Genomic DNA, 23,651 nt, shown 5'->3' on the forward strand with positions numbered 1-23,651 from the left:
ATACGGAAAAAATTCCTCCAAGCAATGAGTAAAGCCAGTCAAGCGACTACCAAAGACGGTTACAAGCGGACTCCGATCGAACGACAGCCCCTGCCGAACCGGCTGGTGCGTCTGCTCTCGGAGGCAAAATTCTTCGCGCTGCTGGTTGTCTGCGTCTATTTCATCCTGATCCTGGCCAGCTATAACCGGATCGACCCGGGTTGGTCGCACAACACCAATGTCGCCAAGGTGATGAATCTGGGTGGCCGCGGCGGTGCCTGGCTGTCCGACCTGATGCTGTTCATCTTCGGCTTTTCGGCCTGGTGGTGGTGCATTTATATGCTGCGTTTCGTCTGGCAGGGCTACCGCCGCCTGACGCATAAATTCGTGCTGGAGACGGAGCCGGAAGCCGAGCACCGCTCCGAAGGCCCGATCCGCCTGGTCGGTTTCGCCTTCCTGCTGGTCGGCTCGATGGGCCTGGAATACCTGCGCATGTACACCATGAAGGTGCAGCTGCCGCGCGCGCCGGGCGGCGTGCTGGGCGAGTTGATTGGCCACGCGGCCCACGTGGGACTGGGTTTCACCGGCGCCACGCTGGTGCTGCTGCTCCTGTTCGGCACCGGTTTCAGCCTGTTCTTCCATGTGTCCTGGATGGCCGTGGCGGAGCGCATCGGCGAAGCGATCGAGCTTGGCCTGGACTGGGTCAAGGCGCGCATGGAAATGCGCGAAGACCGCCGCCAGGGCGAGGCGGCCATGGTCAAGCGCGAGGAAACCGTAGTCAAGGAGCGCGTGAAGCACGAGGAGAAGCATCCCGCGTCCGGCACCGGTGGCGCCGATCGCGCCGGGTGTGCCAGAAACGGCGCCGCCGCCGATGGTCAAGATCGAGCCACAGGTGACCCAGGTGGTGCAGTCCGAACGCGCCGTCAAGGAAAAGCAGGGCATCCTGTTCCAGGACCTGGAAAATACCGACCTGCCGCCGCTGTCGCTGCTGGACGATGCGCCGCCGGCCCAGGAAACCGTGGCCGTGGAAACGCTGGAATTCACCAGCCGCCTGATCGAGAAGAAGCTGTCCGACTTTGGCGTGGAAGCCAAGGTGGTGGCGGCTTATCCGGGTCCGGTGGTCACGCGCTATGAGATCGAACCGGCAACGGGCGTGAAGGGCAGCCAGATCGTGAACCTGGCACGCGACCTGGCGCGCTCGCTGTCCCTGACCTCGATCCGCGTGGTGGAAACCATCCCCGGCAAGAATTACATGGCGCTGGAGCTGCCGAATCCGAAGCGCCAGATCGTGCGCCTGACCGAGATCCTGGGCTCCAAGGTCTATAACGACAACGCCTCGCCGCTGACGGTGGCGCTGGGCAAGGACATCGCCGGCAAGCCGGTGGTGGCCGACCTGGCCAAGATGCCGCACCTGCTGGTGGCGGGTACCACCGGCTCCGGTAAGTCCGTTGGTATTAATGCCACGATTTTGTCGCTGCTGTACAAGGCCGACCCGCACGATGTGCGCATGATCCTGATCGACCCGAAGATGCTGGAAATGTCCGTCTACGAGGGCATTCCGCACCTGCTGGCGCCGGTGGTGACCGATATGCGCCAGGCCGGCCACGCGCTGAACTGGGCGGTGAACGAGATGGAGCGCCGCTACAAGCTGATGTCCAAGCTGGGCGTGCGTAACCTGGCCGGCTACAACGCCAAGATTGCCGAAGCGGCCAAGCGCGAGGAAAAGATCCCGAATCCATTCTCGATCACGCCGGATTCGCCGGAACCGCTGGAAAAACTGCCGACCATCGTCATCATCATCGACGAATTGGCCGACCTGATGATGGTCGTGGGCAAGAAAGTGGAAGAATTGATCGCCCGTATCGCCCAGAAAGCCCGTGCGGCCGGCCTGCACTTGATTCTGGCGACTCAGCGCCCATCTGTAGACGTGATTACGGGCCTGATCAAGGCGAACATCCCGACGCGTATTGCCTTCCAGGTATCGTCCAAGATCGACTCGCGCACCATCCTGGACCAGATGGGCGCGGAGGCGCTGCTGGGCATGGGTGACATGCTGTACATGCCGCCGGGTACCGGCCTGCCGATCCGCGTGCACGGCGCCTTCGTCTCGGATGATGAAGTGCACCGCGTGGTGAAGCATTTGAAGGAGCAGGGCGAACCGAATTACATCGAGGGCATCCTCGAAGGCGGCACGCTGGAAGAGGGTGGCGACGCCGCGATGGCGGGCGGCGGTGGCGAGGGCGGCGGCGAAGCCGACCCGATGTACGACCAGGCCGTGCAGGTGGTGCTCAAGCACCGCAAGGCCTCCATCTCGCTGGTGCAGCGCCACCTGCGCATCGGCTACAACCGCGCGGCGCGCCTGCTGGAGCAAATGGAACAGAGCGGCGTGGTGTCGGCCATGCAGTCGAACGGCAACCGCGAAATCATCGCGCCGACGGCGTCCGCCGAATAAGGATTTATATGAAACTGAAAATTGTTGCGGCCCTGGCCGCGGGCCTGTGCATTGCAGGCAGCGCCGGCGCGGCAGCGCTGGACCAGTTCAAGACCTTCGTCGCCTCGACCAAGTCGGCGCGCGGCGATTTCACGCAAAAGCTGATCAAGAATGTGGACGGCAAGGAAAAGGTGTCCCAGCCTGCCTCGGGCACTTTCCTGTTCGCGCGCCCCGGCAAATTCATCTGGACGTACCAGAAACCCTACGAACAGGTGCTGCAGGCCGACGGCGACCAGCTTTACGTCTACGACAAGGACCTGAACCAGGTCACCGTGAAGAAGCTGGGCGACGCGCTGGGTTCCTCGCCGGCCGCCATCCTGTTCGGCAGCAATGACCTGGAAAAGAACTTCACCCTGTCCGATGCCGGCGCCCGCGACGGCCTGGAATGGTTGAAGGCCATCCCAAAGACCAGGGACACCAGCTTCGAGCAAATCCTGATCGGCCTGAAAAACGGCGCCCCGGAAGCGATGGAGCTGAAGGACAATTTCGGCCAGACTTCCGTGCTCGCCTTCAAGAAATTTGAAAAAAATCCAGCACTGAACGCCACCTCTTTTAAATTCGTCATGCCGAAGGGCGCAGACGTCATCAATAATTGAGGTCATGGCCGACCTTTTTTCCAATGAACCACGCCAGCCACTGGCCGAATCGCTACGTCCCAAGACACTGGACGAGGTGATTGGCCAGCAGCACCTGCTGGGCGAAGGCAAGCCCCTGCGCCTGGCTTTCCAGGCCGGCAAGCCGCACTCGATGATCCTGTGGGGCCCGCCCGGCGTGGGCAAGACCACGCTGGCGCGCCTGACCGCCAACGCCTTCGACGCTTCCTTTATCGCGCTTTCCGCCGTGTTTGCGGGCGTGAAGGATATCCGCGCAGCGATGGACCAGGCGCAGCAGACGCTGGACCAGTATGGCAAGCACACCATCCTGTTCGTCGATGAAATCCACCGCTTCAACAAGGCGCAGCAGGATGCGCTGCTGCCCTTTGTCGAATCGGGACTGGTGACCTTCATCGGCGCCACCACCGAGAACCCAAGCTTCGAGGTCAACTCGGCATTGCTGTCGCGCGCCCAGGTCTATGTGCTGAAGTCCCTGAACGACGAGGAAATGCGCCAGCTGCTGGCGAAGGCGCAGAAGGCCGCGCTGCCGAATCTCGAATTCGAGGACGTGGCCGTCGATACCCTGATCGGCTTTGCCGACGGCGATGCGCGCCGCTTCCTCAACCTGCTGGAGCAGGCCGATACGGCCGCACGTTCGGCCCGCGTGCAGAAGATCGACGCCAAATTCGTCGAGAACGCAATGACGCTGAATGCGCGCCGCTTCGACAAGGGCGGCGACAATTTCTACGACCAGATCTCGGCCCTGCACAAGTCCGTGCGCGGTTCGAATCCCGACGCGGCCCTGTACTGGTTCTGCCGCATGATCGACGGCGGCGCCGACCCGCGCTACCTGGCCCGCCGCATCGTGCGCATGGCCTGGGAAGATATCGGCCTGGCCGATCCGCGTGCGCTGACGATGGTCAACGATGCCGCCGCCACTTACGAGCGCCTGGGCTCACCCGAGGGCGAGCTGGCGCTGGGCCAGGCCGTGATCTATCTGGCGATCGCCGCCAAGAGCAACGCCGGCTACAACGCCTTCAACGCCGCCATGGCTTATGTGAAGCGTGACAAGTCGCGCGAAGTGCCGGTTCACCTGCGCAATGCGCCGACCAAGTTGATGAAGGAACTGGGCTACGGCCACGAATACCGCTACGCCCACGACGAGCCGCACGCCTACGCGGCCGGCGAGACCTATCTGCCGGACGGCATGGCCGAACCGGGCTGGTACCAGCCCGTCCCGCGCGGCCTGGAATCCAAGATCGCCGAAAAACTCGCCTTCCTGCGCAAGCTGGACGAAGACGCCGGCAAGTCCTAAGGCTTCAGCGCCAGCCCCTCCAGCACCTTTTCAATGCCGTCCATGCCCTGGCGCATGGCGGTTTCGTCGAACGCGGAAAAGCCCATCACCAGTCCCGGCGGAGCCTTGTGCTGCACGCTGTAGAAGGAGAGGGGACGCGTTTCGATGCCGCCCCGGTGCAGCGCGGCCGCCACCTGGGCATCGCTGGCGTGCGCCGGCAGCAGCACTGTCGCATCCAGCCCGGTGCTGACGGGGATAGGCGAAAGCAAGCCATCGAAGCGCGTCTCGCACTCTTGCTGGAAATGCTGCGCGCGTTCGCCATACAGCAGTCGCATGCGGTGCACATGGCGCGCCATATGGCCTCCCGCAATGAATTCGGAGAGCACCGCCTGCTGGTGCAAGGGCGCATGGCGCATCGTCAGCGAAATGGCGGCGCGGCAGGGCTCCGCCAGCCAGCCGGGGACGACCATGTAGGCCAAACGCAGCGAGGGGAACAGCATCTTGCTGAAGGAGCCCATGTAGATCACGCGCTGGCCGGCATCCAGGCTTTTCAGGGCCGGCATGGGCTGGCCGTGGAAGCGGAATTCGCCATCGTAGTCATCCTCGATCACGGTGGCGCCGCAGGCTTCTGCCCAGGACAGCAGCGCAAGCCGCCGCTCCAGCGGCAGGCTGCCGCCCAGCGGTGTCTGATGGGCGGCCGTCACATAGGCCAGCCGCATGTCCGGCTGCACGGGCAGGGGCGGCTCGGTGCACAGGCCCTGCGAATCCACCGGCACGCTGACCACCTTGGCCCCGGCCGCCGCAAAAATCCGCGCCGCACCCGGATAGCCGGGATCTTCCATCAGCACACCATCGCCGGGATCGAGCAGCAGTCGCGCGCAGAGATCCAGCGCCTGCTGGGTGCTGGCGAAGATGATGACCTGGGCTGGTTCGCAGGCGATACGCTGCGAGAAGCGCAGGTAGTCGGCGATCGAGCGGCGCAGCGGCAGATACCCGGCCGCGTCGCCATAGCTCAATTCATTGGCCCAGCGCGTACGGCTGTAGCGGTTGGACAGCTGGCGCCACGTCGCCATCGGGAAGGCCGACAAGTCCGGCTGGTTGGGGCGGAAAGGGGCGCAGTGGCTGGTGCACGGGTTCCACTGGAAACGGACTGCAGCCGAGCAGCCGGCCGCGCTCGGACAGCTTGCCTGCGCCTGCAGCGCGAACCGGCTCGGCCGCGTCAGGCTTGATAGGCAGCGCAGGGGACACCCTGGTGCCGCTGCCGGTCGTGCCGGTCAGATAACCTTCGGCGATCAATTGTTCATACACAGCCAGCACGGTGCCGCGCGAAACGGCATGCTGGCGCGCGAAATCGCGGCTGGACGGCAGGCGCCGGCCCGGTGCGAAACGGCCCGACAGCACCGCGTCACGCAATTCGCTATACAGCCAGCGCTGCAGAGTGGTTCCTTGCGGACGTTGCCCCAGGCCTATCTTCAGTTCATTCGCACGTTTCACCACGAAGTGGCCTAATCAATATGTCGGTAAATGGGCATTCTAATTATACCGTATTGCCCTTAGGATCTTTAACTAGTGAAAGAACTCCTGGGTGCAATCATGAAACAACTGAAACTACTCCTTATTGAATCCAGCCCGCGCAAGGCCAACGCGAATGCCACCAGCGGCGCGCTGGGCAGGCGGCTGGTCGAAGCGATCAGCGCGCGCAGCGGACGGCAAGTGGAACTGGTCGAGCGCAATATAGGCGCGCAACCGCTGCCGGCCATGTCCGCAGAATACGCCGAATCGGTGCTGCTGCCGCCGGGCGAGGGCGCTGCCCGCTATGGCGATGCGCTGGCCGTATCCGACCAGTTGATCGCGGAGCTGAAGTGGGCCGATGTGGTCGTAATCGCATCGCCCGTGCACAATTTCACCGGTGCCCGCGTCGCTCAAGCTGTGGATCGACCATGTGCTGCGCAATAACGTCACCTTCCGCAATACGCCCGAAGGAAAGATCGGCCTGCTGGAGGACCGTCCGACGCTGATCGCCGTCTCGTCCGGCGGCGCCATGTTCCGCGACCCGCCGCGCCAGCCGGACTTTTTCCGTCCCTACCTGACGGCCGCGCTGGGCGTGATCGGCCTGCACGATATCAGCTTTGTTGCCGCGACCGGCCTCGCTTTCACCGAAGAACCGATGGCGCAGGTGCAAAGCCAGGCTGATGCCTGGATCGATGACGGCCTGGCCGCCTTCCTGCAGCGCTTCGAGAAGGCCGCTGCATGAGCCTTGCGCAGCACCCGTATGCCATTCCTATGGCGCAGGGTGGCGCCGCCCGCCTGCGCTATGTGGCGCCGGCAGCGGCACTCGCCTATCCATTCCTGCTGATGGCCTTCCATTATGCGGCGGGCCTGGCGCCGCAGGACCGCGGTGCCGTGTTGGTGGCAGCCGCCAGCTTGCTGGCGTCGATCGTCGTGCCTGTGGTGGCGCTGCTGTCCGCCATGCGCTACTTCGCGCTCACCAGCCCTTCCGAGGCCGACCTGATGGCGCGGCGCGTGGCGCTGGCGGCCGTTGCCGCGCCGCCGCTGTACGTGCTGGTGGGCGTGGCGACTTGGTTGATGGAGATGCCCGGCCTCGATACCTGGCTGGTGTCCGCCCTGTGGCTGGGCGCCATGGCGGCCATTGCGATGGCCGGCTCACGGCCAGCGTCCGTTGTTGCCTCCCGCTCGCGCATGGCGCTGGTGGTGGCGCACGGCGTAGCGGCAGCCCTGTTCATCCTGCTTTATCTGGGGCTGCACCTCGGGAACCACCTGGTCGGCCTCGTCGGCGAAGCGCAGCACACGGCCGTGATGAAGGCGTTGCGCCACTTCTACCGCTCGTCGTTGGGCGAGCCGCTGGTGCTGGGCTTGCTGTTCTTCCTGCTGGTCTCAGGCGCCGTGCTCGCCTGGGAGGGTTCCCGCCAGCGAGCGGACCGCTTCCGAGCCTTCCAGATCGCTTCCGGCGTTTATCTGCTGGTTGCGATCACGAGTCACGTCAACGCCGTGCTCGACCTGGCGCGTGTGGTGCTGAAGATCGATACGGACTGGGCCTTCGCCACCGGCGGGCCGGCAGGCCTGATTGCCGACCTGTGGAATATCCACCTGCTGCCTTACTACCTGATGGCCGTGTTTTTTGCGGTAGCCCATCCATTCTCTGGCTTGCGCGTCATCATGCTGAAGCATGGGGCGGAGCATCCCCTGGCGGACCGCATCATGATTGGCGGCGCCGTCTTCGCGGCCTTGCTTGCCATCATCATCCTCCTCGCAACGTGCGGCTTGCGCTTAAGTTTTGCTTAAGACAGCTGTTGCTTCCCAATCGCTACTGCTTTTAGAGGCTGGACAGTGACACTTCCTATGAGTATGATATTGTCATAGTTTTAACAAAAAATATATAAAAACTCGGGGGGTGTCAGAATGCAGGGGCAGCTCGTGGTTGATGGGGTCACGGTCCACGTGGAGGGCCATGGCCAGGATGCCATCGTGATGATCCACGGTTGGCCGCATGACCGGCGCCTCTGGGATGCACAGGTCGACGCATTGTCGCCGCATTATCGTTGCGTTCGCTTTACCTTTTCCAGTCCGCGCGGCAGCCGCGGACGCACGCTCGATGAAGTCTGCATGATGTTTGCACGTACTGTCGAACAGGTCAGCCCCCAGCGTCCGGTGGTATTGATGCTGAACGACTGGGGCTGCGTCTACGGCTATCAGTTTGCAATGCGCTACCCCGAGCTGGTATCGCGCATCATCGGCGTGGGTATCGGCGGCTCCAGCCAGGCATCGTTCCGCGGCGCGCTGGACTGGGGCGGCAAGCTCAAGCTGGCCTTGTACAAGATGCGTCTCTCCATGGCCGACAGCACACGCTCGCAGGCGCAGAAGGTGAGCTCTCACCTGAACTGTCCTTACGCCGTGGGTTGGTTCAATGATCATCCCGCACGCCGCGCGGCGCTGCCATTCAAGATCCGCTGGCCCATGCTGTTCATCTACGGGCGGCGCCGTCCCTTCCAGTTCCACACGCGGAATTTCGAACAGGCCGTGCAGTCCAAGCCGGGCAGCAAGGTGATGGCTTTCCGCAGCGGCCACTGGGTCATGCGCGAACAGCCGGACGCCTTCAACGACGCGGTCCTCGGCTGGCTGCAGACGCCGGTGCCGGTGGGCGAGCAAGTCATGCATTAGCAGGCGCCGCGGGCGGCATACACACGGCGGATCGATGATCCGCCCTACGCCCCGGTGGTCCCGCAAATTCCTCACCCGTGCCACCATCGCGCTTCGGTACGTGCGTAACGTTACAGCGTAGGGCGGATCATTGATCCGCCGTCTATGCGCCACCTGGAACGCAAACCAACGCCGCATTTCCCGCATTTCATTCCGTGTTTTCCGCACTTCGTCGCAACTCCATGGCAGGCAAGGGCGCCTTTACATACAGTGGAACCATACAAGCAGTACTTGATTCCACCGAACCCAAAGGAGAACATCATGAAAGCCCTGAAAAACTTCGAAGCCACCTTCGTTATCGCTGCCGCTCTGGCCATCGTAACCAGCTTCGCCACCGCCAAAGCCCCGATCGTCAAAGTCGCTGCTGATCCGGTTGTCGCAGTTGCTGCCGAAAAGATGCCTGTCGTGACCGTGAGCGCCAAGCGCCTGACCGCAGCTGAAAAATCCGCACTGATCTGATGGCTGGGCGTCGGAGGGCGTAAAACTCGTTAGAAGTGGCGTCATCTTGGTACAATTGCTCCTTTCGACATAAGCCGGCAATGCCATGATTGACATCCAACTTCTCCGTAAAGATATTGATACCGTCGCCGCCAGGCTGGCGACCCGCAAGTTCCAGCTGGACGTAGCTGGCTTCAATGCCCTGGAAGGCGAGCGTAAAGCGATCCAGATGCGCACTGAAGAACTGCAAAGCAAGCGCAATTCGCTGTCCAAGCAGATCGGCATGCTGAAGGGTAAAGGGGAAGACACCTCCGCCGTGATGGCCGAAGTGGCTGGACTGGGCGACGAGCTGAAAGCGAATGAAGCAGCGCTTGGCGTTGTGCAGGAAAAGATGTCGGCCTTCCTGCAGTCCGTACCGAACCTGCCGCACGAATCCGTGCCCGCAGGCGTTGATGAAACGGCCAATGTCGAAGTGCGTAAAGTGGGTACCCCGCGCAGCTTCGACTTCGAGATCAAGGACCACGTTGACGTGGGTGCAGCCCTCGGCCTCGATTTCGACACCGCTACCAAACTGACCGGCTCGCGCTTCTCCGTCATGAAGGGCGGCATCGCACGCCTGCACCGCGCGCTCGCGCAGTTCATGCTGGACACGCACACCGAAAAGCACGGCTACACCGAGTGCTACACGCCATACATGGTCAATGCCGATTCGCTGCTGGGCACCGGCCAGCTGCCAAAGTTCGAAGCGGACCTGTTCTCGGTGAAGAAGGGCGGCGCGGAAGGCGAGGGCGAGACCTTCTACCTGATCCCGACCTCCGAAGTCTCGCTGACCAATATGGTGCGCGACGAGATCGTGGCTGCCGATGCGCTGCCGATCAAGGTCACCGCGCACACGCCATGCTTCCGTTCCGAAGCCGGCTCCTACGGCCGCGACACGCGCGGCATGATCCGCCAGCACCAGTTCGACAAGGTGGAGCTGGTGCAGGTCGTGCATCCGGAGAAGTCCTACGAAGCGTTGGAAGAGATGGTGGGCCAGGCCGAAACGATCCTGCAGGCACTGGGCTTGCCGTACCGCGTGATGCAGCTGTGCACCGGCGACATGGGCTTCGGCGCCGCCAAGACCTATGACCTCGAAGTGTGGCTGCCGGCGCAGAACACCTACCGCGAGATCTCGTCGCTGTCCAACTGCGAAGCCTTCCAGGCCCGCCGCATGCAAGCCCGCTTCCGCAACGCCCAGGGCAAGCCCGAGCTGCTGCACACCCTGAACGGCTCCGGCCTGGCCGTCGGCCGCACGCTGGTCGCTGTGCTGGAAAACTACCAGCAGGCTGACGGCAGCGTGGTCATTCCTGAGGCCCTGCGTCCCTACATGGGCGGCGTCGAGCGCCTGACCGCAGCCTGACGGAAACTATTTTCAAGATTTGGCAACTTGCCCCTTCCTTTTTCGGACAACGCTGCTATAATCTTGGCTCTCAACGGCGACCACCGTTGCTAGCAGTACCTGGAGAGGTGGCAGAGTGGTCGAATGTACCTGACTCGAAATCAGGCGTACGTTAAATCGTACCGTGGGTTCGAATCCCACCCTCTCCGCCAGAATATTGTCTTGGCAAGTCCAAGAATGTCAAAGAAACCGCTGATTCCCGCTACGGGACAGCGGTTTTTTTGTTTTATATTGTCCAGCACTGCACGCCACAATCCACGAATTTTCGGGGGCCTGCACGGGGGCTTCTTCCGCAGGTTGGGGGCTTGTGCCTCAACAGTCAACGTAAGAGGCCCCTTGATTTCTGCCAGCGTATAGCCGGTCAACTGTTCGAATGCCGGGTTGACGTATCCGATCTTGTGTTCGCCGTCCTCGCAGCAGGTAATGATAATTGCGTTGACACTGGAGTAGAGCGCCGGTCACGGATTCGCAGTGCTTGGTCCGCGCGCTTTCTGGTCAGGGCGCAGTGATACAGGTATGTCGTGCGCTTAGCCGGGCAGGGTGACCTTATTGCTGGTCGAGGCGAACATATCGTAGCGCCGGATGATGCCCAGGCCGGCGCCCGGGGGGCGGGCGTGCAGTCGTAGCGGTTCCCCGGCGAGAAGGTATTCCTTGGCTCGTGGACTGACACATTTCCGCTGCATCGCAAAACTTACCGGAGCACGGCCGCACCTCAAAGGATAAGACTTGTCAGAAATCTTTACATCGAGAAAATTAAAATCGAGCCATTCCCCGCCAACTCTTTGAAAAGGATCAGTGTTTTCTTCCGGCACACAATATGCTTGTTCACCACCCGCTGGGTGCTGTTCCGATCGACATCAACGTGGAGGAAGAAATGAAGATATCTCAAAGAATCGCCAGCATTTTCAAAAACGGTGCAATGGTTGGCACAATTGCCGGTTACTTGCTTTGCGCAACAGCAAACGCGGTACCGGTTTCAGTCACGGTCGATGAAAACGGTGTCGGTATCGGGACGACGGGCCCCGGGACTTTACACGCCGACCCCGGACCAGGCGGTCTGTCATCGGTCCTCACCTATGGACTGCCATTCCAGACGGTCACGGGCGATGTTTTTTTGACGGACAATGGGCTGATTCTCGACGTCGTTCGCTTTAATGGCACCACGATTGCCTTCTATTCTGACAACGTCGACGGCGCTGATAGTCTTGCAGATACGCCGAGCCCACCCTTGAGCTTTTACACCAACGTTGTCTCCATTCCGGAGCTGGGCACCGAAACCGACAATGGCGCTTTTTATACGCCCACGGCTGGTCAGCCGGGATATATTTCCAGTGATTTTCAAGTGACCTATCACTTCATTAGCGATGGCTCTGCCGCAGTACCTGAACCGTCGGAAATTGCGCTGTTTGCACTGGGCTTGGGCTGCCTGATCGGATTGAAGCGAAAACCCGGTTAGGCTGTAATCGTTTGGCGTCATGTGGCGGTGTCATGTTCTCTATTACTTACCGTTGCCACTGAACCTCTTCTCTTGTTTGGAAAAAAATTTAAGTAGATCCTGCTCGCCGAGAGGGCGGGGATAGGCTCCATGCGTATATTGGACCTGCTCCCGCGTGGACACACTGTTTGGCGGCCACGATAGCTCAGTCTTAGAGTGGTCAGCGCTCGCTTGTGCGTAATAGGCATTGATTTCAAAGCAGGCAAGCGGCGCCCAGCGCCGTTGGAGCCGGCAGTTGGTGGCATGGGCGGCTAGCGCCGCCCTTTTCTTTCGCGAGGTCACGGTTGCGTAAAGGAGGCCGGGACTGTTCATTTGCATGCTGGTTTGCCCCGCGTCTATTGACCCGCCTTGAACTGCCTTGGCCGGCTCCGTCGAGCCAGGGAAGAATACGCATCGCCTTTTATGGCGTAGGTCATCTGATTGAGCCGACTAACGCCTGAGGCGGGGCAAAATCGGATGCAACGCACACAGTGACGTTCATCGATCGCTTATAGAATGGTGATCGTCCGCAAAGGGCGCGGAAGCGGAAGTTCAGTAAGGCTTGCGTTGGGATACGTAGAATCGCCGAAACGCCAGTGTCGAACGGGCTGAAAACAGTGCGATTTTTTCTGGTAGCTTGATCGCCAAGCTCGTGATTTTTTTCGGCCCCAAACGGCCTACATAGCCGTCACCTACCGTCCTGCTTCAGTCAAGCGGTCGCAGAAGTGTCGCAAACCTGTTGGTTCCCGCCAACGGATCTCCGAGCGCGTTGCCGCCGTCTCCGGCCATGGCAGCAGCTGTCACCCATCTGCAAAATCAGATTGTTCTCGATTCCCAAAATGTGCAGTCGCAATTTGCACACTACCCGATCATTTTTTCACTTGTTAAATTTTGACTGTCTGTTGCGGCTTGCTTGCTGCAACAGGGGCCTTGATTACAAGGCATAAAACGGTTGCGACATAAATCAATTAGAACGAGGAGTGAGACATGCACAACGTTTCCACGTTGGCCGGGCCCGTGTTTGCCCTGAAAACACGACTTCAATGTTTTTCTTCGAAACCCGCTCTGACAGCGGTTGCGGCCACGGTGCTTGGTCTTTCTTCGACGGTGGCGAACGCCAGTGGTATCCCGTTCGCGGGGAACCGACCCGAGAGCTTTGAATTCAGCACCAACTTCAAAGAACCGTATGACTCCTTCGGCCAGTACCTGCAAATCAACGACAACAATCGAGTCTTCAATGCGGCAGGCGACAAGGTTGACGGCCCTGGCGGACATACCGTGGTTGGATTGTCGTCCCGCCTGCATTACTTCAAGATCGACGCACTGCCAAACTGGGGATGGGTTGCCAGCGTAACGATTCCGGAAGTGCGCGTACAGAGCCGCTCGTTCTCGGCCAGCGGTATCGGCGATCCTTTGGTCGGCGGTTTGGCGTTCACTAATCCAGCACCGGGCATAACCACTGGACTTCAAGCCTATGTGCAGCTTCCCATTGGTCAGAAAGACGTCGCTACCGATACCTGGTCGTTCTGGCCATCGGTGTTCTACAACCAGTGGATAGACCGCGTCAATGTTGATCTTGTGGTTGGCGGCATCCTGCGCGGTACGACGAAGAAGACCGGTGTTCCCGACGTCGACCAAGGCAATACCGTTCACACCAACCTGCGCGTTGGCTACAGCCTTTCGCCTCCCACCGATCCATTTGCGATTCCTTTCCTGTCGCTCGACTATCAGCGCACGACCGAAACAAAGGTCAGGGAAACCGGTGCCACGGTGGCCAACTCGAACAGCCGCGAGATGGCGCTCGGTGTCGGCGTGCTTTTCCAACTGAAGCCGGGGTCGACTTCGATCTGGCGCAATCAGAAGACCTATGACCAGCTGTCGCTCCACTACTCCAAAGGTGTGAACGGCAGGAATACCACGGTCACTAACGGTCTCTTTCTCCAATACTGGCATTACTGGTGATGCGATATCCGCCTGGATCCAACATCTAACGTATTCAGACCCTGGGAATAATCATGAAAGAAAAAATGACTGAAGAATCGCGTCGCCGCTTTTTGAAACAATCCAGTGCTGGCCTGGCAGCCAGCCTTGGCACAGTAGGCGCCGGCTCCGCACTTGCTGCACAGGCTTCAAAGATGCGCTTCGACGCGGAGTATGACATCGTCGTAGTTGGCGGCGGGGGAGGCGGGCTGCCTGCGGCGCTCTTCTCTCGTTGGCATGGCAATAAGGTGCTGGTACTGGAAAAGGCCCCGACCCTGGGCGGGACTTCGTTCAAGGCCGCGTATTGGTACTGGGTCCCGAACAATGCCGGGATGCGTGCAGCCGGGATGGAGGACCCCAAGCCTGATTTCCTGCGGTATGTCGCACGGCTCACTGCTCCGCAATCATACGATCCGGAGCATCCGCGATTCGGACTGAATGAGTGGGAATACGCAATGTGCGAGGCAATCTATGACAGCGCCTCGCCGGCGGCCGAGCTGCTCGCGCAAAAGGGCGCACTACCTTACCGCCACATCGCAGAAGTGCCCGACTATTTCGCGGAGCTCGAAACCAAGGGCAGGAAAGGCCGCGTGCTGTTTCCTAAAGAAGGCTCGGCTTCGATGTCCGATGGCGGCCAGGTCGCTACGCGCACGCTGACGGCTGCGGCACGCCGCGACGGTGTCGTCATCAAGACGGGGCATCGCGTGGAGCGTGTGATCCAGAACGCCAAAGGTGCAGTTATCGGTGTTGAGGCCAGTACGGAAGAAGGGCAGGTTTTCCGTGCGCGAGCGCGCAAAGCGGTCATTTTCGCCACCGGCGGTTTTACGCACAATGCCGAACTGCGTAAGAACTTCCTCAACATGCCGCTGTATGGTGGCTGCGCGGCGCTCACCAACGAAGGTGATTTCGTCCGCATTTCCAGTTCACTTGGAGTGCAATTGCGGAACATGAACCACGCCTGGATGTGCCCGATCTCGCTGGAGAAGGCAATAGCGCGCGACGGTTCGATGTCCGGCATGTTCTCGAACGCAGGCGATTCGATGATCATGGTCAGCAAGGAGGGCAAGCGCGTCGTCAATGAAAAACTGCAGTACAACGAGCTCGCGCAGAAGTTCTTTGAATGGGATGGCCAGAAGGTCGAGTATCCAAACCTGGTATTGCTGTCGATCTGGGATCAGCGCGCGCAGCAACATAGTGCGAGCAATGAGTACGGCAGGATGATTGTTCCACCAGGTGGCGATGACCGCCACGTCATCAAGGGAGCCACGCTGGAAGAACTGGCGCGGAACATTTCGGATCGCCTGAAGAAATATCACGGTGTCATTGGCGGCATGACGCTGTCCGACGATTTCGTCAGCAACCTTAAGGCAAGCATCGCCAGGTTCAATGGCTTTGCACAGAACGGCAAGGACCTGGACTTCCAGCGCGGGGACCGGATCGTTGAGCACCTGTTCAATGGCGATGTCAAAGAAGAAGCGAACCGAAAGAACGCGACCATGTGGCCAATCAGTGAAACCGGCCCATACTACGCCGCGCTTGTTACTGGCGGAACGCTCGATACCAAAGGAGGTCCCAAGACCAATACTGATGGCCAGGTGCTCGACAGCCAGAACAAACCGATTCCAGGTCTTTATGGGGTGGGTAACTGCGTGGCTTCCGCTTCTGGCGGCGCGTACTGGGCTGGCGGCGCGACACTGGGCCCAATCATCGCATTCGCCTACCGTGCGGCGAACAAGGCCGCTGTAGAACCAGTCAAGACTGGCGAGCCGGTGACGCCGAGCGACGTGACGAGCAGGCCCGCAGCCTGATAACGCGGCGCCGCCACACGGCGGCGCCCTCTTCGAGAATGAGGAAGATATGACAAACCAATTTACTCCAACTGCAATGCTTCTTGCTGCCGTGTGCCTGATGCCTTTGGCGAGTGGCGCGGCCGATGATGTCACCGCGGGGAAAAACCTCGCGACCAATCACTGCGTCGCCTGCCATACGTTCGGGAAAGGCGAGCCTGCTGGTCAGGGGCCGAATCTGTTTGGAATTGTCGGCCGAAAAGCGGCATCGGCGGAGGGCTTTGCCTATTCCGAGGGCTTCCGGAAAGCGATGGCGAATCGGACCTGGGATCCCAAATTGCTGGACCAATGGCTGACAGATACTCAGGCAGTAGCGCCAGGAAGCGGCATGGTGTACTTCCAGGACGATGCCGCCAAGCGCGCGAAGATTTTGCGCTATCTGTCCTCACTGAAGTAGGGATCAAAATCTGTTTTTAGTTTAATGAACCAATAGAGGAAATCATGGAAGTAAAAGTTATGGCAGATGAGCAGCGAAAAGCCGTCGCCCTGGAATATCTGAAACGCCTTGATCGGAGCGAGAATTTCTTTGACTTGTTCGACGACCATGCCGAGGTGTACTTCCCGAAATGGGGTATCGCAAGCGGCCGCGCCCAATTCGAAAAACTGTTCATGGACCTTGGCTCAATCATCGCCAGGTTCAAGCACGACATGGCATACGTGAACGTGATCCAGCAAGGCGACACGGTCGTCGTCGAAGGAACCAGCTACGGTGCAACCAAGTCGGGTGTCGAATGGCGCGCGGGGCAGACGCAGGCGGGCCGTTGGTGCGATGTGTTCGAGATTCGCGACTTCAAGATTCAGCGTTGCTTCATCTACCTCGACCCGGATTACGAGAGCGCCGATACGGCGCGATACCCCTGGCTCGCGAAGTAGCAGGGCGCTGGCCTGCGTGATCCGAAACCGGAAAAAAAACACCGCTTCACATGGGCGGTGTTTTCTTTCGAGGCCGGGACTGCAGGGCCGCCTCATGGTAACAATATTGAGAGTTCCTGCGCTGCTTGCTGTAACACGGGCAGTACGTTGTGCTTCAGGGCCGGGATGTCGACGCGCGCGGCCTGCACACCAACATTCAACGCAGCCAGCACGGTGCCGGAGGCGCCCCGGACTGGCACCGCGATCGAACGCAATCCAATTTCAAGTTCCTCATCGTTGATGGCATATCCGTCCCGGCGCACGGTGTCCAGGATCGCCCGCAGCTGTTCATGATCCACCACGGTCTTGTCAGTCTTGGCAATGAGCCTGGTGCGCGCGAGATAGGCGTCCAGTTCTGCCCGCGGGAGATGAGCGAGCATTACCCGCCCAAGCGAGGTGCAGTAGGCCGGTAAGCGGCTGCCGGTATTGAGCGCCACCGACATCACGCGTGAAGTGGACGCGCGCGCAACATACAGGATTTCATCATCGTCCAATACAGCCAGGGAACTCGATTCGTTGAGCGTGCGGCTGATGTTGTCCAGGTACGGCTGTGCAGAGACCGTCAATGGCGTCGACGACAGGTAGGAATACCCGAGTGTCAGCACCTTGGGGCGAAGCGAGAAGTTGTTCAACTCGGCATCGACATAACCCAATTCACGCAAGGTATGCAGGCAGCGACGGACGGCGGCTCGCGGAATGCCTGTCTTTTGGCTAATGCTCGTGATGGTCTGAGGCTTGCGGGCATCGCTGAAGGCCTGTAGCACGGCCAATCCGCGCGCCAGCGACGTCATGAAACTTGGATCGGTTAGCGCGTCGATCTGTTCGGAGATGGTCGCTGCGCATTCAGCATCAGCAGTAGGAAGTGAAGTGACTTTTGACATGAGCTGATTTTAATGCAGGGAATTGCCTTGGCCGGTGGTTTTTTCTTGACCATGGCAGATCTCGGCTCTACACTGGTTGTGCGGTGATCGATTTTTTGTGCGATTATCGCACAAAACACGACTGAGAGCTAAACCATGATTGATAAAACATTTGAATCGCTGGAGAGAGCGGTGGCTGACATACATGACGGGGCCACCGTCATGATCGGCGGATTCGGCAATGCAGGCATGCCGTCAGCGCTAATCGATGCGTTGATAGCGCAAGGTGCGCGCAACCTCACAATCGTCAACAACAACGCGGGCAACGGCGAAACTGGCCTGGCTGCCCTGCTTAAAGCGGGCCGCGTGCGCAAGATCATCTGTTCCTTTCCTCGCCAGGCAGATTCGCATCATTTCGACGCTCTTTACCGTGCCGGAAAGATCGAACTGGAGCTGACACCGCAAGGCAGCCTGGCTGAACGAATCCGCGCTGCCGGCGCAGGCATCGGCGGCTTCTTCACTCCCACTGGCTACGGCACGCTGCTGGCCGAGGGCAAAGAGACCCGCGTCATCAACGGCCGAAATTACGTGCTCGAATCCCCAATCAGTGCGGACTTCGCATTGATCAAGGCACTGAGGGGAGATCGTTGGGGCAATCTGGTTTATCGAAAAACCGCCCGCAATTTTGGCCCGATCATGGCGATGGCGGCAAAGACGACGATCGCCCAGGTGCAGGATGTGGTAGCCCTGGGTGAACTTGATCCCGAGGTTATTGTCACGCCCGGCATCTTTGTACAGCGTGTTGTGAAGGAGTCAGTATGAGTAACCGTTACACACGCGAACAGATGGCAGCGCGCGTCGCGCAAGACATTCCTGAAGGTGCTTACGTCAACCTGGGCATAGGTCTGCCGACCAGGGTGGCCAACTATCTGCCGTCCGACCGTGAAGTGTTCCTGCATAGCGAAAATGGCTTATTGGGGATGGGCCCCGCGCCGGCCGCAGGGGAGGAGGATGACGACTTGATCAACGCGGGCAAGCAGCCAGTGACGCTGCTGACTGGCGGTGCTTTTTTTTCACCACGCTGATTCGTTTGCGATGATGCGGGGCGGTCATCTGGACGTTTGCGTGCTGGGTGCCTTCCAGGTTTCGATCAAGGGCGACCTGGCCAACTGGCACACCGGTGCGCCCGATGCGATTCCGGCGGTTGGGGGCGCTATGGATCTGGCGCTCGGCGCCAAGAACGTCTTCGTCATGATGGACCACCAGACCAAGACCGGTGAAAGCAAGATTGTGGAAACCTGCAGTTATCCGCTCACTGCGATGACTTGTGTCAGCCGTATCTACACCGACATGGCAGTGCTGGATGTCACCGCCGACGGCCTCGTTGTGCGTGAAATGGCGCCGGGACTGACGTTCGACGAACTGCAAGCCGCGACTGCGGCGCCTCTGATCAAAGGAAACATACAATGAAAGACGCATTTATCTGCGACGCCATCCGCACGCCGATCGGACGTTACGGCGGTTCCCTGCAAGGTGTTCGTGCCGACGATCTCGGCGCCGTTCCGCTGCGCGCCCTGATCGAGCGCAATCCAGGCGTGAAGTGGGAGCAGGTCGACGACGTCATTTACGGCTGCGCCAATCAGGCCGGGAGGACAATCGCAACGTAGCGCGCATGTCCCTGCTGTTGGCCGGCTTGCCGCAGACGGTGCCGGGAACGACGGTCAACCGGCTGTGTGGCTCCGGCATGGATGCAGTTGGCACCGCGGCACGTGCCATCCAGGCCGGCCAGGCTGAATTGGTGGTCGCCGGCGGCGTGGAGTCGATGACGCGCGCGCCATTCGTCATGGGCAAGGCCGATAGCCCGTTTTCGCGCAGCGCGAAGATTGAAGACACGACCATGGGCTGGCGTTTCGTCAACAAGGCTTTGAAAGAAGTCTATGGAACGGAGACGATGCCTGATACGGCCGAAAACGTGGCAACAGACTACAAGATCAGTCGGGAAGATCAGGATGCCTTCGCTTTGGCGAGCCAGAGCAAGGCAGCTGCGGCCATCGGAAACGGCAGATTCGACCAGGAGATCGTGCCTGTCACGATCCCGCAGAAGAAGGGCGACCCTTTGGTATTCAAGGTAGACGAGCATCCGCGTGCGACGACGCCGGAAGCATTGGCCAAGCTGAAGGGGGTTGTTCGCCCCGATGGGACAGTCACTGCCGGCAACGCATCGGGTATCAACGATGGCGCTTGCGCTGTGCTGATCGCGAGCGCTGAAGCGGCGGAGCAAAACGGCCTGAAACCGTTGGCCCGCATTGTCGGAATGGCGACTGCCGGCGTAGCGCCTCGCGTCATGGGCATTGGTCCGGTGCCGGCGGTACAAAAGCTGCTGCGCCAGACCGGCCTGACGCTGGAGCAGATGGACGTCATTGAACTGAACGAAGCCTTTGCGGCTCAAGGGCTGGCTGTGCTGCGCGAGCTGGGTCTGCGCGACGACGATCCACGCGTGAATCCGAATGGGGGCGCCATCGCTTTGGGGCATCCGCTGGGCATGAGTGGCGCACGCCTGGTCACAACCGCAACATATCAACTGCATCGCCACGGCGGCCGTTATGCATTGTGCACCATGTGCATCGGCGTAGGGCAGGGCATCGCCTTGATCATTGAACGAGTCTGATATGCGCGACGCGGCAGCGTTCGATAATTTTCATCATACGAGGGTAAATTATTCAATTTAGAACGCCGCAACTGCTCGTTATACTGGTGTTTAAGTGTTGTCGAGTCGCCGCCTTGCCAGCACTTGCTATTGGATTTTGGATAACTCAGCAAATAACGAATTTAGAAGATTAAAGCTGTCGACGGCATCCAGATTACTGGGCCGTGAAAAGCTCGGTGGAATGCGAAGTGGAGGGCTCAATCCCTTCGCGCGCATTCAGCCGGGTGAGGAGACCTGATGGACCGCTTTCTATCAATCGAAGCATTCGTAACAGTTGCAAAAGCAGAGAGTTTTGCCGAAGCCGCCCGGCAATTACGCGTCTCGAAGTCGGTAATTACGACACGCGTGCAGCAGTTGGAGGATTACGTAGGGGCGCCCCTTTTCCATCGAAATACCCGCAACGTCAGGCTATCCGAAATTGGCCAGGCGTTCTTCGCCGAATGTAGTGATCTCGTCTGCAAGACCGAAACAGTCGTAGACCAGATGCGGGAGCATAAAGGGTCGTTCGCAGGTCAATTGAAGATTCATGCGCTCCCCGGTTTCGTGCTGGGGCATCTGGCGGCTTATATTTGCGAGTTTCAGGAGCAGTACCCGGAAATTGAGCTTGAAATGTTCGTTAACGATGCGGTTGTAGACCCGATCAGGTCAGGCGTCGATTGCTCTCTCCAGATTTTCTATCCTCCGTCGGAAGAGTTGATTGCCCGGCGTGTCTTTCCAGTGCGGCGGGTGTTTGTGCGTCCCCGGCTTATCTGGAACATCACGGGGTGCCGAGAAATCCTCGTGATCTGCATGAACATATGGTCGGGTTGTATTCCGGTTACCCGACGCGTGATCGCTGGAACTTCCACCAGGGCGACGAAAGAGTCGAGCTGGATCTCAGACCCTCATTTCGCAGCAATAGCGTCCACCTGCTCAAGGAGTATGCCCTTGAAGGCGGCGGCATTGTTTGCCTGCCGACGCTGGTAGCATCGGCCGGTCTGCTGGAAGGCAAGCTTCAGCTAGTGCTGCCTGACTGGCAGCTGTCCTCCTTCTGGTTGTCCATCGTTTATCCGCGCAGCCATCGAGGTGGAGTAAAGCTCAGCATGTTTGCCGATGGTCTCCTCGCGCGCTTTTCCGGCGAACCGCCATGGGATCGGGCGCTGAAAGAGAAGGGCCTGTTGTCCGAAAGTCAAATGGACTAGTACTGACCGGCATCGGTACTTCCCGCGCCAGTCCAGACACGATTATTCGAAAAGGCCGAATGATCTGATCTGCGTTCGTCGTCTACTCCGGTGACTTAGCGGGCCTAGACTAATCGCTCAACCCTGCTTCTTCAGCTTCGTATAGGCGATGACGGCGTGATCAAACATATAGTGATGTGGAAGCTCAAGGAGCCCAGCGAGGGCGAATGCAGGGGCGCAAACGCGCTGCAGGTGAAAGCCTGGCTGGATACCTGCTCCGACCTGGTGCCGGGAATCAGGCGATTCGAGGTCGTGGTTGCGCAGGAAGACATGGAGGCGACATGTGATGTGTTGCTCATTGCTGAATTCACCTCGCCTGAAGCTTTAGCTGCATACAACGGCCATCCGGATCATCTGGCGTTAAAGGCGCGTGTGGCGCCGCTGCGTGAGAGCCGCCAGTGCTTCGATTATGTCTTTGATGTGAATTTACCGCTGCAGCACGCGGGTGCGGCTGCATTGGCCGTTCGCCCGTAATGCTAGCTGGGTTTGTTCTGAAAATCCGAACAAGCCGACCGGCAAGTGCCTACTACTCTCGCCAATAGGCCCTGCATATACTGGGTTCAGTAAGAAAAATAATCTTTAACGATTCTGTTCTAACGGAGACTAACGTGGAATACACGACCAAATTCGGCTCGCTCAGCATTACGAAAAAGGCGGCGTGCAAATCATCAACGACGATGCCAAACACTATGCATTCTCCAACTGCTTCGAAATTGCCAACATATCGAAAGCATACGAGAAAGTGGTCTTTGGTATCAATCAGATCTATGTCCTGGAAGTCCTCCGTACTGAAGGCACATCGCCCTGGTTCACCTGTGCGCATGACGAATTTGCACTGTGCATGGATAAGGAAGTCGATATTCATCTGATCAGCTCGATCCTTCACAACAGATCGGGGGATGCCGATAAAAACGGTGCTGTGATTGTTGCCGGCGAGCCGAAAAGGAGCGGCTATGGGATGGATGCGCCTGAAGCGCGGCCATCAAGCGCTGCTGCCTGCAAATACCGCTTATCAGTTCCGTGCCGCAAAGCCTGGCGTTGTCTGTTCTCCAGACCTGCAAAGGGGATCTTTCAGTCGAAAAGTGGGCTGACATTTGCCAGGCGGCCTGACCCCCCAAAATCAAGAAGGAGACAATCAATGGACATCGCAGTCAAGTTTCAATCCACGGCCACCGAACCGCATCCGGTATATGGCTACAAGGCTTTCCACCTCGGCGCTTTCACCTTTGAGCGCGACGAATATTTCGCTCACATCCATTGGTCGACCGCAGAAGAGAAGCCCGCTTCGCACACCATGGATATTGGTGATTTCCTTCGCGCGCTGATGCGCGACGTGGGCTGGGGCTTCTTCTACGGCTGGGTAAATTTCGATGACGTGTTCGGCACCACCAATCATTACAAGACGATTGACGTCTTCGCCGGCACGTATAACGGCGCCTACAAGAAAGCCAATGTGGATCTGCTGCAGAACTTCCCCACCGAAGAAGTGCGCGTGACGTTTGTCGATATCCTGGAAAACTGGACCAACGCCGGCTTTGACCCATATGCCGCACCACAGGAAACGGGTACGCCATATGGCCGCAAGAACGGCGACAACCTGAGCGCTGTCCGGCGCGTGCGGCAGCTGGCCGACCGATGCGTCGGCCTGAAAGACGATTTGGGCATGCGCACCGACAGTGCAGGCTATCCGATTAACCGCGCATTCGCGGATGTGCCGCAGGATCCGCCGGAACTGCATCCCGAGCCTGGCTTCGAAAACGAAGTGCACGCGTTTAACCTGTTCGCCTATCTTTCGCGTTCAGACGTGGTCTGGAACCCGTCATTTACCTCGGTGGTCAAGCACAGCTATATGTGTCCTACCACTGAAGAACATAAGCTGCCGATCATCCACGGCAACGATCGTGTGGAGTGGTTCTTCCAGATGTGCGACGAGATCACCTGGGACTGTGGAGACAAACTGACGGCCGAGCCGCGTGCCCGCGTCGTGATGAAGGCAGGCGATATGGCGGCAATGCCGGCCGACTGCCGCCACCAGGGCTTCTCGCCCAAGCGTTCGATGCTCCTGGTTTGGGAGAACGGATCGCCGCAGGTGGTGTACGACATCCAGGAAGGCCGTGCGCCCATCAATCCTGTTTCGTTCTAAAGCCGCTTCCTGATGCCAGCATTGCCTCGCGGACGGTTTCCATCCGTGAGTGGGCTC

General features: G+C 59.5%; 20 protein-coding genes, 1 tRNA gene and 6 pseudogenes. 22 read left to right on the forward strand and 5 right to left on the reverse strand.

Features of this window, described 5'->3' with window-relative positions; translation table 11 throughout:
- Window positions 1–24 precede the first annotated feature (24 nt).
- From ACHMW6_RS10700 to ACHMW6_RS10710, 3 genes and pseudogenes are all read left to right on the forward strand, one after another.
- Window positions 25–2,431, forward strand: a pseudogene (locus ACHMW6_RS10700) (DNA translocase FtsK).
- Window positions 2,432–2,439: 8 nt separating this feature from the next.
- Window positions 2,440–3,066 (forward strand): outer membrane lipoprotein chaperone LolA, encoded by a 627-nt coding sequence (gene lolA / locus ACHMW6_RS10705; RefSeq protein ID WP_395407071.1) that lies wholly within the window; start codon window positions 2,440–2,442, stop codon window positions 3,064–3,066.
- 4 nt (window positions 3,067–3,070) lie between these two features.
- Window positions 3,071–4,378, forward strand: a complete 1,308-nt coding sequence (locus tag ACHMW6_RS10710) for a replication-associated recombination protein A (protein ID WP_395407072.1) — start codon at window positions 3,071–3,073, stop codon at window positions 4,376–4,378.
- On the opposite strand, the gene ACHMW6_RS10715 is transcribed toward ACHMW6_RS10710, so the two are convergent.
- Window positions 4,375–5,430, reverse strand: coding sequence for a PLP-dependent aminotransferase family protein (locus ACHMW6_RS10715; RefSeq protein ID WP_395407073.1), 1,056 nt, complete (start codon window positions 5,428–5,430; stop codon window positions 4,375–4,377). The two genes, ACHMW6_RS10710 and ACHMW6_RS10715, sit on opposite strands and share 4 nt — an antisense overlap.
- Entirely contained in the window at window positions 5,375–5,851 is a 477-nt protein-coding gene (locus ACHMW6_RS10720; protein WP_395407074.1) for a GntR family transcriptional regulator, read from the reverse strand. Before ACHMW6_RS10720 ends, ACHMW6_RS10715 begins: the two co-directional genes overlap by 56 nt.
- 99 nt (window positions 5,852–5,950) lie before the next feature.
- Between ACHMW6_RS10720 and ACHMW6_RS10725 the strand changes: the two genes are divergently transcribed.
- The 7 genes from ACHMW6_RS10725 (at window position 5,951) to ACHMW6_RS10755 (ending at window position 10,603) form a co-directional block, all read left to right on the forward strand.
- Complete coding sequence (locus tag ACHMW6_RS10725; protein WP_395407075.1) at window positions 5,951–6,313, forward strand: NAD(P)H-dependent oxidoreductase; 363 nt, start codon at window positions 5,951–5,953, stop codon at window positions 6,311–6,313.
- Complete coding sequence (locus ACHMW6_RS10730; RefSeq protein ID WP_395407076.1) at window positions 6,300–6,611, forward strand: NAD(P)H-dependent oxidoreductase; 312 nt, start codon at window positions 6,300–6,302, stop codon at window positions 6,609–6,611. The genes ACHMW6_RS10725 and ACHMW6_RS10730 overlap by 14 nt, the downstream gene beginning before the upstream one ends.
- Window positions 6,608–7,660 carry a hypothetical protein gene (locus tag ACHMW6_RS10735; protein ID WP_395407077.1) on the forward strand — a complete coding sequence of 351 codons (1,053 nt, stop codon included), beginning with the start codon at window positions 6,608–6,610 and terminating at the stop codon, window positions 7,658–7,660. Before ACHMW6_RS10730 ends, ACHMW6_RS10735 begins: the two co-directional genes overlap by 4 nt.
- Before the next feature lie 117 nt (window positions 7,661–7,777).
- Window positions 7,778–8,536, forward strand: a complete 759-nt coding sequence (locus ACHMW6_RS10740; RefSeq protein WP_395407078.1) for an alpha/beta fold hydrolase — start codon at window positions 7,778–7,780, stop codon at window positions 8,534–8,536.
- 300 nt (window positions 8,537–8,836) lie between these two features.
- Window positions 8,837–9,034 (forward strand): hypothetical protein, encoded by a 198-nt coding sequence (locus tag ACHMW6_RS10745; protein ID WP_395407079.1) that lies wholly within the window; start codon window positions 8,837–8,839, stop codon window positions 9,032–9,034.
- Between the two features lie 85 nt (window positions 9,035–9,119).
- Window positions 9,120–10,412 (forward strand): serine--tRNA ligase, encoded by a 1,293-nt coding sequence (serS, locus tag ACHMW6_RS10750; RefSeq protein ID WP_395407080.1) that lies wholly within the window; start codon window positions 9,120–9,122, stop codon window positions 10,410–10,412.
- Window positions 10,413–10,513: 101 nt separating this feature from the next.
- Window positions 10,514–10,603 (forward strand) — tRNA-Ser (locus tag ACHMW6_RS10755).
- Between the two features lie 195 nt (window positions 10,604–10,798).
- On the opposite strand, the pseudogene ACHMW6_RS10760 reads toward ACHMW6_RS10755, so the two are convergent.
- Both ACHMW6_RS10760 and ACHMW6_RS10765 read right to left on the reverse strand, forming a co-directional pair.
- A pseudogene (locus ACHMW6_RS10760) lies at window positions 10,799–10,882 on the reverse strand (PAS domain-containing protein); the annotation flags it as partial.
- A 96-nt stretch (window positions 10,883–10,978) separates the two neighbouring features.
- The gene (locus ACHMW6_RS10765) at window positions 10,979–11,263 is read right to left on the reverse strand and encodes a hypothetical protein (RefSeq protein WP_395407081.1); all 285 of its coding nucleotides are present in this window, start codon (window positions 11,261–11,263) and stop codon (window positions 10,979–10,981) included.
- A 5-nt stretch (window positions 11,264–11,268) separates the two neighbouring features.
- Between ACHMW6_RS10765 and ACHMW6_RS10770 the strand changes: the two genes are divergently transcribed.
- The 5 genes from ACHMW6_RS10770 (at window position 11,269) to ACHMW6_RS10790 (ending at window position 16,625) form a co-directional block, all read left to right on the forward strand.
- On the forward strand, window positions 11,269–11,907 hold the full coding sequence (locus tag ACHMW6_RS10770) for a PEP-CTERM sorting domain-containing protein (protein ID WP_395407082.1): 639 nt from the start codon (window positions 11,269–11,271) through the stop codon (window positions 11,905–11,907).
- Window positions 11,908–12,912: 1,005 nt separating this feature from the next.
- Complete coding sequence (locus tag ACHMW6_RS10775; RefSeq protein ID WP_395407083.1) at window positions 12,913–13,887, forward strand: transporter; 975 nt, start codon at window positions 12,913–12,915, stop codon at window positions 13,885–13,887.
- Window positions 13,888–13,940: 53 nt separating this feature from the next.
- Window positions 13,941–15,713 (forward strand): FAD-dependent oxidoreductase, encoded by a 1,773-nt coding sequence (locus tag ACHMW6_RS10780; RefSeq protein ID WP_395407084.1) that lies wholly within the window; start codon window positions 13,941–13,943, stop codon window positions 15,711–15,713.
- Window positions 15,714–15,762: 49 nt separating this feature from the next.
- Complete coding sequence (locus ACHMW6_RS10785) at window positions 15,763–16,149, forward strand: c-type cytochrome (RefSeq protein WP_395407085.1); 387 nt, start codon at window positions 15,763–15,765, stop codon at window positions 16,147–16,149.
- A gap of 44 nt (window positions 16,150–16,193) precedes the next feature.
- The gene (locus ACHMW6_RS10790; RefSeq protein ID WP_395407087.1) at window positions 16,194–16,625 is read left to right on the forward strand and encodes a nuclear transport factor 2 family protein; all 432 of its coding nucleotides are present in this window, start codon (window positions 16,194–16,196) and stop codon (window positions 16,623–16,625) included.
- Between the two features lie 92 nt (window positions 16,626–16,717).
- On the opposite strand, the gene ACHMW6_RS10795 is transcribed toward ACHMW6_RS10790, so the two are convergent.
- Window positions 16,718–17,545, reverse strand: a complete 828-nt coding sequence (locus tag ACHMW6_RS10795; RefSeq protein WP_395407088.1) for an IclR family transcriptional regulator C-terminal domain-containing protein — start codon at window positions 17,543–17,545, stop codon at window positions 16,718–16,720.
- Between the two features lie 135 nt (window positions 17,546–17,680).
- Between ACHMW6_RS10795 and ACHMW6_RS10800 the strand changes: the two genes are divergently transcribed.
- The 7 genes and pseudogenes from ACHMW6_RS10800 to ACHMW6_RS10830 all read left to right on the forward strand — a co-directional run bounded on the left by ACHMW6_RS10800 (window position 17,681) and on the right by ACHMW6_RS10830 (window position 23,594).
- Window positions 17,681–18,346: a 3-oxoacid CoA-transferase subunit A gene (locus ACHMW6_RS10800; protein ID WP_395407089.1), complete on the forward strand. Its 666-nt coding sequence runs from the start codon at window positions 17,681–17,683 to the stop codon at window positions 18,344–18,346.
- A pseudogene (locus ACHMW6_RS10805) lies at window positions 18,343–18,994 on the forward strand (CoA transferase subunit B). Before ACHMW6_RS10800 ends, ACHMW6_RS10805 begins: the two are co-directional and overlap by 4 nt.
- A pseudogene (pcaF, locus tag ACHMW6_RS10810) lies at window positions 18,991–20,192 on the forward strand (3-oxoadipyl-CoA thiolase). The pseudogenes ACHMW6_RS10805 and pcaF overlap by 4 nt, the downstream one beginning before the upstream one ends.
- Window positions 20,193–20,468: 276 nt before the next feature.
- Window positions 20,469–21,412: pseudogene (locus tag ACHMW6_RS10815) on the forward strand (LysR family transcriptional regulator).
- Between the two features lie 156 nt (window positions 21,413–21,568).
- Complete coding sequence (locus ACHMW6_RS10820; protein WP_395407090.1) at window positions 21,569–21,925, forward strand: Dabb family protein; 357 nt, start codon at window positions 21,569–21,571, stop codon at window positions 21,923–21,925.
- 101 nt (window positions 21,926–22,026) lie between these two features.
- Window positions 22,027–22,561 (forward strand): annotated as a pseudogene (locus tag ACHMW6_RS10825) (hydroxyquinol 1,2-dioxygenase).
- A gap of 28 nt (window positions 22,562–22,589) precedes the next feature.
- The gene (locus ACHMW6_RS10830; protein WP_395407091.1) at window positions 22,590–23,594 is read left to right on the forward strand and encodes a hydroxyquinol 1,2-dioxygenase; all 1,005 of its coding nucleotides are present in this window, start codon (window positions 22,590–22,592) and stop codon (window positions 23,592–23,594) included.
- Window positions 23,595–23,651 lie beyond the last annotated feature (57 nt).

This window comes from Pseudoduganella sp. UC29_106 (genome assembly GCF_044055365.1).
In the GTDB taxonomy this organism is placed as follows: domain Bacteria; phylum Pseudomonadota; class Gammaproteobacteria; order Burkholderiales; family Burkholderiaceae_D; genus Rugamonas.